A 7,364-nucleotide genomic window follows, 5' to 3' on the forward strand; every position below is an offset into this window, starting at 1 on the left:
ATTAAAGGCAAAATCTCATATTTAAGGGCAAAGGACAGCCGTTGATTTCGTTGAATCTCTCATCTCACAATTAAGGGCTACGCGACAAGAGGTAATCGCCGGTCAGGTTGATGTGCTCCCAGCCGAGCGGCGACAGGTACTGCAACAGGCCGTCATCGACGGCTTGACCGTGGCCACGCAAGGCGTTCGCGGCCCGCTCCAGATAGACCGTGTTCCATAGCACGATGGCCGCCGTCACCAGGTTGAGGCCGCTGGCCCGGTAGCGCTGCTGCTCGAAGCTGCGGTCGCGGATTTCCCCCAGGCGGTTGAAGAACACGGCGCGGGCCAGCGCGTTGCGCGCCTCGCCTTTGTTCAGCCCGGCATGCACGCGGCGGCGCAGCTCGACGCTTTGCAGCCAGTCCAGGATGAACAGTGTGCGCTCGATGCGTCCCAGCTCACGCAGGGCGACGGCCAGGCCGTTCTGGCGCGGGTAGCTGCCAAGCTTCCTGAGCATCAGCGAGGCCGTCGCCGTGCCCTGCTTGATCGAGGTGGCCATCCGCAGGATTTCATCCCAATGGGCGCGGACGTGCTTGATGTTGAGCGTGCCGCCGATCATCGGTTTCAACGCCTCGTAGGTGGCATCGCCCTTCGGGATGTAGAGCTTGGTGTCGCCCAGGTCACGAATGCGCGGGGCGAAGCGGAAGCCCAGCAGGTGCATCAACGCGAAGACGTGGTCCGTGAACCCTGCCGTGTCGGTGTAGTGCTCCTCGATCCGCAGGTCGGATTCGTGATACAGCAGGCCGTCGAGCACGTAGGTCGAGTCGCGCACGCCGACGTTCACGACCTTGGTGTGGAACGGCGCGTACTGGTCGGAGATATGGGTGTAGAACGTCCGCCCTGGGCTGCTGCCGTATTTCGGATTGATGTGGCCGGTGCTCTCGGCCTTGCTGCCGGTGCGGAAGTTCTGGCCGTCCGACGATGACGTGGTGCCGTCGCCCCAATGCTCGGCGAAGGGATGTCGGAACTGCGCGTTGACCAGCTCGGCCAGTGCCGCCCCGTAGGTTTCGTCGCGGATGTGCCAGGCTTGCAGCCAGGCCAGCTTGGCGTAGGTCGTGCCGGGGCACGATTCCGCCATCTTGGTCAGGCCCAGGTTGATCGCGTCGGCGAGGATCGTGGTCAGCAACAGGTTTTTGTCCTTGGCCAGGTCGCCTGACTTCAGGTGGGCGAAGTGCCGGGTGAAGCCCGTCCATTCGTCTACCTCCAGCAGCAATTCGGTGATCTTGACGTGCGGTAGGATCATCGCCGTCTGGTCGATCAGGGCCTGTGCGGTATCGGGCACCGCCGCATCGAGCGGCGTGATCTTCAGGCCCGACTCCGTGATGATGGCGTCCGGCAGCTCGTTGGCCAGCGCCATGCGGTTGACGGTGGCGAGCTGCGTTTCCAGCAGCGTCAGCCGGTCATGCAGGTACTGGTCGCAATCGGTGGCCACGGCCAGCGGCAATTCGCTGGCCTGCTTGAGGCTGGCGAATTTCGCGGGCGGCACCAGGTAGTCCTCGAAGTCCTTGAACTGGCGCGAGCCTTGCACCCAGATGTCGCCGGAGCGCAGCGCGTTCTTCAGCTCCGACAGCGCGCACAGTTCGTAGTAGCGCCGGTCGATGCCGGTGTCGGTCATCACCAGCTTCTGCCAGCGCGGCTTGATGAACTCGGTCGGCGCGTCGGTGGGCACCTTGCGGGCGTTGTCGCTGTTCATGCTGCGCAGCACCTCGATGGCGTCGAGTACGTCCTTGGCGGCGGGCGCGGCCCGCAACTTGAGCACGTCGAGAAATTCCGGCGCGTAGCGGCGCAGCGTGGCGTAGCTCTCGCCGATGCGGTGCAGGAAATCGAAGTCCTCGGGTTGCGCGAGCCGCTGCGCTTCGGTGACGCTCTCGGCGAAAGCATCCCAGGACATGACGGCCTCGATGGCGGCGAACGGATCGCGGCCCGCTTGCTTGGCCTCGATCAGCGCCTGGCCGATGCGCCCGAACAGCCGCACCTTGGCATTGATCGCCTTGCCGGATGCCTGGAACTGCTGCTGATGCTTGTTCTTGGCGGCATTGAACAGCTTGCCCAGGATGCGGTCATGCAGGTCGATGATTTCGTCGGTGACGGTGGCCATGCCCTCGATGGCGAGCGCCACCAGGGTCGCGTAACGCCGCTGCGGCTCGAACTTCGCCAGGTCGGCGGGCGTCATCTGGCCGCCCTCGCGGGCGATCTTGAGCAGCCGGTTCTGGTGAACCAGCCGCTCGATGCCGGAGGGCAGGTCGAGCGCCTGCCACGCCTTGAGGCGTTCGATGTGTTCCAGCATGTGCCGCGAGTTCGGTTTGACCGGGGATTGCCGCAGCCAGGCCAGCCACGTCGTCTTGCCGTTGTCGCGGCGCTTGAGCAGATCGTCGAGGCGACGGCGATGCACGTCCGTCAGCGGCTCAGCCAAGGCGTCGTAGAGACGCCGGTTGGCGCGGGTAATCGCTTCGGCGCTCGCCCGCTCGACGGCGTTGAGGGCGGGCACAATGACCGACTGCCGCCGCAGGTGCTCGATCAAGGCTCTGGCCAGCACGATGCCCTTGTCGGTTTGCATGGCCAGCTCGGTCAGCAACTGGACAGCCTGCCGGTAGTGGCCAATCGTGAACGGCTGGAAGCCGAACACCGTTTGCAGCTCGACCAGGTGCTCGCGTCGGGTCTGCTCACGCTGCCCGTACTCGTCCCAGCTTTCGATGCCGACCTTGAGCTGGTTGGCGACCAGTCTCAGCAATGGCGGGAACGGTGGCTCATCAGCGCCAAGGATGACGCCGGGAAAGCGCAGGTAGCAGAGCTGCACCGCGAAGCCCAGCCGATTGGCCGGGCCGCGCCGCTGCCGGATGATGGAGAGGTCGCTTTCGCTGAACGTGTAGTGACGGATCAACTCATCCTTGGTGTCCGGCAACGCCAGCAGGCTTTCGCGCTCGGCGGCGGAGAGGATCGAACGGCGGGGCATGCGGTTTCCTTCTTCTTGAAAACGTAGGTTTGTGACAAGCCCGCCAAGGCAACCGGCGCGGCACGGGAATCAAGGCATTGCGATTCTCGAAAATAGTTCTTGAAATTCTATTCTTGATTGCATATCATCTCAACGAGTTTCGATAAGAAAGGATGCCCATGCGACCGTCTGTTGTGCTTGACATGAAGCGAAGCGCAGTGCGTGAAGCGGTAGGCCGCTTTCGCGCCGCGAACCCGCGCGTCTTCGGCTCGGTGCTGCATGGCACCGACCGGGATGGCAGCGACCTCGACCTGTTGGTCGATGCGCTGCCCGGTGCCACGTTGTTGGACTTGGGCGATTTGGAAGAAGAACTGAAATCGCTGCTCGGCGTTGACGTCGATCTGCTGACTCCCGGCGACCTGCCGCCGAAGTTCCGGGCCAAGGTGCTCGCGGAGGCGCAACCGATATGAGCGAGAACCGCCTGCCCGATTACCTCGACCACATTCAGCAGGCCGCAACCGATGCGCGCAGCTTCGTGGAAGGGATGGCCAAGGACGACTTCTTGGCCGACAAGCGCACCCAGCAGGCCGTCATCATGAGCCTGATCGTCATCGGCGAGGCGGCCACAAAGGTGATGGATGGCTACGTCGAGTTCACCCAGGCGCATGCCGACGTGCCGTGGCGCAGCATGCGCAATATGCGTAATCGCATGGCTCACGGCTATTTCGACATCAACCTCGATGTGGTGTGGGAGACGGTACAGGAATGGCTGCCGGCGTTGCTCCAGCAATTGCCCGCCGTGCGTCAGGATGCCGACGATGAAGACCGTAACGACAAAGGCATGGAGCCATGACCAATCAAGCCGCCGATGTTCGGCCCCTCTGGCGTGTTCGATCCCGCGACCTATGAGCCGCGCTCGGGCAAGACCTTCTGGATGGCCGCAACGGACGTGAGTTCGCTGGTGGGCAAGGAGGCAGCAGCCGACACGCTCATCGGCAACTGCACGACCGCACGACCAGCCTCCCGTTCAAATTCGAGTTAGAACTCATATCCAGCCTGTCTGGGGGCACTGTGAAAGAGGGATCTCCGATGACTGTTGAATCGAGAATATTTTCTGTAGCCGAGTATGTTCAGCCGTCCGAAGGCGAGCCTATTCGTTCCGTTGTGCTTGAAACCCGAGACTCAATTATCGTGGTTTGGCATGTCCATCCCGGGCAGGAAATTGCGGCTCACATTCATCCTCACGGCCAAGACACGTGGACTGTTTTGTCGGGAATGGCTGATTACTTTCAGGGCAATGGGATTGTTCGTGCCCTCAGGGAAGGTGAGATAGCCGTGGCAAGACCGGGCCAAGTGCACGGGGCGCGAAATACAGGTACCGAGCCATTTGTGTTCGTCTCGGTTGTGGCATCAGCCAATGCCGGTTTCGTATTGGCTGAGCGATAGAGCCCAATCTCTGGAGTTGGTCCAATGAGCGGTCGGGGAGATAGGTAACAGACATGCAGCGGACACGGCTGCTAAACCAGGTCGCAAACCTCCTTGCGTCGCAGCGTGCCGCAAGCGACGCGATCAATCGAATGGGGTCGGCATGAGACTGAACACCATCCAGTTCCCGACCGCGTAGCCGCCTGTCCTGCCGATCAGGTCTTGACCATCGACGCCTGGGATCAGTCCTGAATGTTCTTGGAGACCACTACGTTATGAGCCGCAGCCGCCGCAAAACACCCATCGTCGGGCACACGACCTGCGGCAGCGAGCGCGAGGACAAGAAGCTCTGGCATCAGCGCTGGCGCACCCGTGAGCGCACGGCGCTGACCAGCGCGTCGCCCGAAGCCCTGAGCGCCCATCTGCCCCTGCTGGAAAACCAGGCCAGCAGCGTCTGGTCGATGGGCAAGGATGGCCGCTCCTACTGGCCCGTCAAGCGCCAGGCCGCCACGGCGGATCGCATCGCCAATCACAAGGGACGCAACCCGCAAGAACGCGCCTCCCTGAAAAAGCGCCTGCTGCGCAAGTGGATGAGCAAATGAAGCTCTCCTTCCATCAGCACATTGCGCTGTTCTGGATGATCGGTGCTCCGGGCGTCTTCGCGCCCGTGATCGAGAACGCCAAGCGGCCCGATGCCGGCGCCGTCATGGCGTGGGGTGTCGCGATCGTGGCGGTGATGATCCTCTTCACCCCTTTGCTGCTGCGCTGTCCACCATTCCGGCGCTGGTATGGCCGGACGGATGCGCTGTCGGAGCGGCAGCGCCAGGCGCTTGCCGAGCGCGGCCTGCGCCGCTACTACCAGACCGCTTTCGATGACGGCTACGTGCCCCGCGTGATGCCCTACGTGTGGCGCATCATCTGGACGGTCGGCGGGTTGATGGCTGTGACCGCCGTACTGCCTACCAACACCGGACGGCCAGCCTTCGATGCCTTGGTGGTCTTCTCGACCTGGTATCCGATAGGCGTGATGCTGCTGGTTTTCGCGTCGAGGCCCCTTGGCCGGTTGATTCGCCAAAGAGCACAGGAGCGGCGGAAATGAGCACGTCAACCATCGAGGCGCTGGCCAGCGCCTGGGCAAGGATTGCCGAGGAAGCGGAATTCCCCGCTGACTACGAGGGGACTGCCACACCACAAGCGCATCGGGCTAGCGAAGCTATTCAGGAGCAGATTCGGGAGCGCATCGTCGCCACCAACGACATGCGGCTGTTCAGCCTGCTGCACCTGCTGGGTCAGGCGTCGCTGCGCATGGAGCAAGCGCTGTGGCCGGAGGATTACGAGCGGATGACGCGCGAGGTTGAGGAAGCCCTGCGGCAAGCCACCGACGCCAACGCCAGATCGTACACCCACGAAGAAGTGATGCAGGCGATGCAGGAACGCATCGACCGGGCGCGAGACAAGCCATGTTGATTGGCTATGCGCGCGTCTCGACGCAGGATCAGAACCTGGAGCTGCAACGCGAAGCCTTGAGCAAGGCCGGATGTAAAAAGGTCTTCGAGGACAAGGTGAGTGGCACGCGGGCAGACCGGCCTGGCTTGGCCAAGACGCTCGAAATGCTGCGCGAAGGCGATACTTTGGTCGTCTGGAAGCTCGACCGGCTGGGCCGGTCGGTCAAGCAACTGGTCGATCTGGTCGGCGATCTGCACAAGCACGGTGTCCAGTTCAGGAGCCTCACCGACTCCATCGACACCGGCACACCATCCGGGCGGTTCTTCTTCCACGTCATGGCGAGCCTTGCCGAAATGGAGCGCGAGCTGACCGTCGAGCGCACCCGCGCCGGGCTGGAAGTCGCCAAGCAGCTCGGCCGCAAAGGCGGCCGCAAGCCGAAGATGACCGACAGCAAGATCGAGTCGGCCAAGAAGCTGCTGGCCAGCGGGGTGCCGCCCAAGGACGTGGCCAAGAACCTCGGCGTGTCCATTCCGACGCTGTACCGCTGGGTGCCAGCCTCCACGCACGCTTAGCGTGCTTTATTTTCCGTTTTCTGAGACGACCCCTGTTAGGGCGATCACAATTCCTAATGAACAGGGATACGATGCGAGCAGATTGCTGTCTGGTTCTGATACAGTGCTTGCATTGGGTGCTGTACCTCTTGGCGATGTTACACGCTGGCTCGGAATTCGACTGCTCCATGAGAAGACGAAGGTGGAACTGACGTTCACACTTGGAGCGCGCTTGGTCGGCGTTCCAGAGGGCCGTGACGCAGCCGTTCTTCGTGCCCACATCGCGAACGTCGGCAACTTCCTACGCTATCTCAGTCTGCTGCTCGGCACGCTTGGTGAGGGAAGCTTTCTGGAAAGCGATACGGGTGGCGAAGGTCAGTGGCTTCGCAGCTTGGGCGATGGAACCACTTCGCTTCTCGAGCCGATGGTGCGAGCGCTGAATCTGGAAAGTGGCGAGCTAGACGAGATCGGCCGCCTGATCGAGCGGCTCGATGACCCGGCCGGTAACGAAACCATTGTTCCAAAGGATTTTCTCGCGCTGTGGAAAAGCTTCGAGCCTCTTATAACGAGAAAGAGGGGGCGCAGGTGACCTATATTGCTGACGAACACCTTGCGTTGTTGAAACCGTTCCAGAAAGCGACCGTAGAATACGTTTTTCGAAGACTATTTACAGATCCGTCCCCGACAGATCAGTTCTTAGTCGCTGACGAAGTCGGGCTGGGCAAAACCATGGTTGCCCGCGGTGTGATTGCAAAGACCATCGAACAACTGCAGGGCAAAGTCGATCGCGTCGACATCGTCTACATCTGTTCCAATCAGGCTATTGCTGAACAGAACATCAAGTCGCTCAATGTGGTGGGCTCTGCAACCAAACCTCTGAACACCCGCTGTCGCGTTGCCTTTAAATCTGAGACGCGACGCTTTCGGCATCGAGTTTTGCCCTTAATTGCGAGATTTGGCTGTCATGGGGCCTT

The 7,364-nt window shown here is 61.8% G+C and carries 10 protein-coding genes; 9 read left to right on the forward strand and 1 reads right to left on the reverse strand.

All coding sequences use genetic code 11. The annotated features are described in order from the left end of the window. Nucleotides 1–70: 70 nt before the first annotated feature. Nucleotides 71–2,989, reverse strand: coding sequence for a Tn3-like element ISPa38 family transposase (locus I9P22_RS22555; RefSeq protein ID WP_199262311.1), 2,919 nt, complete (start codon nt 2,987–2,989; stop codon nt 71–73). 182 nt (nt 2,990–3,171) lie between these two features. On the opposite strand from I9P22_RS22555, the gene I9P22_RS22560 reads away from it, so the two are divergent. The 9 genes from I9P22_RS22560 to I9P22_RS22600 all read left to right on the forward strand — a co-directional run. Continuing rightward, nucleotides 3,172–3,438, forward strand: coding sequence for a nucleotidyltransferase family protein (locus I9P22_RS22560; RefSeq protein ID WP_016487057.1), 267 nt, complete (start codon nt 3,172–3,174; stop codon nt 3,436–3,438). Further along, nucleotides 3,435–3,821 (forward strand): HepT-like ribonuclease domain-containing protein, encoded by a 387-nt coding sequence (locus I9P22_RS22565; protein ID WP_003100872.1) that lies wholly within the window; start codon nt 3,435–3,437, stop codon nt 3,819–3,821. Before I9P22_RS22560 ends, I9P22_RS22565 begins: the two co-directional genes overlap by 4 nt. 236 nt (nt 3,822–4,057) lie before the next feature. Further along, nucleotides 4,058–4,414, forward strand: coding sequence for a cupin domain-containing protein (locus I9P22_RS22570; protein WP_003465043.1), 357 nt, complete (start codon nt 4,058–4,060; stop codon nt 4,412–4,414). A gap of 254 nt (nt 4,415–4,668) precedes the next feature. Further along, a complete protein-coding gene (locus tag I9P22_RS22575; protein WP_003100858.1) occupies nt 4,669–4,995 on the forward strand; it encodes a hypothetical protein in 327 nt (108 codons plus the stop codon). Next, nucleotides 4,992–5,492 carry a hypothetical protein gene (locus tag I9P22_RS22580; RefSeq protein WP_003100856.1) on the forward strand — a complete coding sequence of 167 codons (501 nt, stop codon included), beginning with the start codon at nt 4,992–4,994 and terminating at the stop codon, nt 5,490–5,492. Before I9P22_RS22575 ends, I9P22_RS22580 begins: the two co-directional genes overlap by 4 nt. Beyond that, on the forward strand, nt 5,489–5,860 hold the full coding sequence (locus I9P22_RS22585; RefSeq protein WP_003100853.1) for a hypothetical protein: 372 nt from the start codon (nt 5,489–5,491) through the stop codon (nt 5,858–5,860). Before I9P22_RS22580 ends, I9P22_RS22585 begins: the two co-directional genes overlap by 4 nt. After that, nucleotides 5,854–6,411, forward strand: a complete 558-nt coding sequence (locus I9P22_RS22590) for a recombinase family protein (protein WP_003100847.1) — start codon at nt 5,854–5,856, stop codon at nt 6,409–6,411. The genes I9P22_RS22585 and I9P22_RS22590 overlap by 7 nt, the downstream gene beginning before the upstream one ends. Before the next feature lie 181 nt (nt 6,412–6,592). Further along, nucleotides 6,593–6,979 carry a hypothetical protein gene (locus I9P22_RS22595; protein WP_199262313.1) on the forward strand — a complete coding sequence of 129 codons (387 nt, stop codon included), beginning with the start codon at nt 6,593–6,595 and terminating at the stop codon, nt 6,977–6,979. Next, the coding region (locus I9P22_RS22600; protein ID WP_199262315.1) for a DEAD/DEAH box helicase family protein at nt 6,976–7,364 on the forward strand (389 nt) is incomplete at its 3' end. The genes I9P22_RS22595 and I9P22_RS22600, both read left to right, overlap by 4 nt.

Origin of the sequence: Paracoccus binzhouensis, assembly GCF_016446475.1 — a bacterium.
Lineage (GTDB): Bacteria > Pseudomonadota > Alphaproteobacteria > Rhodobacterales > Rhodobacteraceae > Paracoccus > Paracoccus binzhouensis.

What these genes read in the sequence shown, in the direction of transcription:
- I9P22_RS22555 (WP_199262311.1), bottom strand. Translation starts at nt 2,989, where the DNA reads ATGCCCCGCCGTTCGATCCTCTCCGCCGCCGAGCGCGAAAGCCTGCTG.
- I9P22_RS22560 (WP_016487057.1), top strand. Translation starts at nt 3,172, where the DNA reads ATGAAGCGAAGCGCAGTGCGTGAAGCGGTAGGCCGCTTTCGCGCCGCG.
- I9P22_RS22565 (WP_003100872.1), top strand. Translation starts at nt 3,435, where the DNA reads ATGAGCGAGAACCGCCTGCCCGATTACCTCGACCACATTCAGCAGGCC.
- I9P22_RS22570 (WP_003465043.1), top strand. Translation starts at nt 4,058, where the DNA reads ATGACTGTTGAATCGAGAATATTTTCTGTAGCCGAGTATGTTCAGCCG.
- I9P22_RS22575 (WP_003100858.1), top strand. Translation starts at nt 4,669, where the DNA reads ATGAGCCGCAGCCGCCGCAAAACACCCATCGTCGGGCACACGACCTGC.
- I9P22_RS22580 (WP_003100856.1), top strand. Translation starts at nt 4,992, where the DNA reads ATGAAGCTCTCCTTCCATCAGCACATTGCGCTGTTCTGGATGATCGGT.
- I9P22_RS22585 (WP_003100853.1), top strand. Translation starts at nt 5,489, where the DNA reads ATGAGCACGTCAACCATCGAGGCGCTGGCCAGCGCCTGGGCAAGGATT.
- I9P22_RS22590 (WP_003100847.1), top strand. Translation starts at nt 5,854, where the DNA reads ATGTTGATTGGCTATGCGCGCGTCTCGACGCAGGATCAGAACCTGGAG.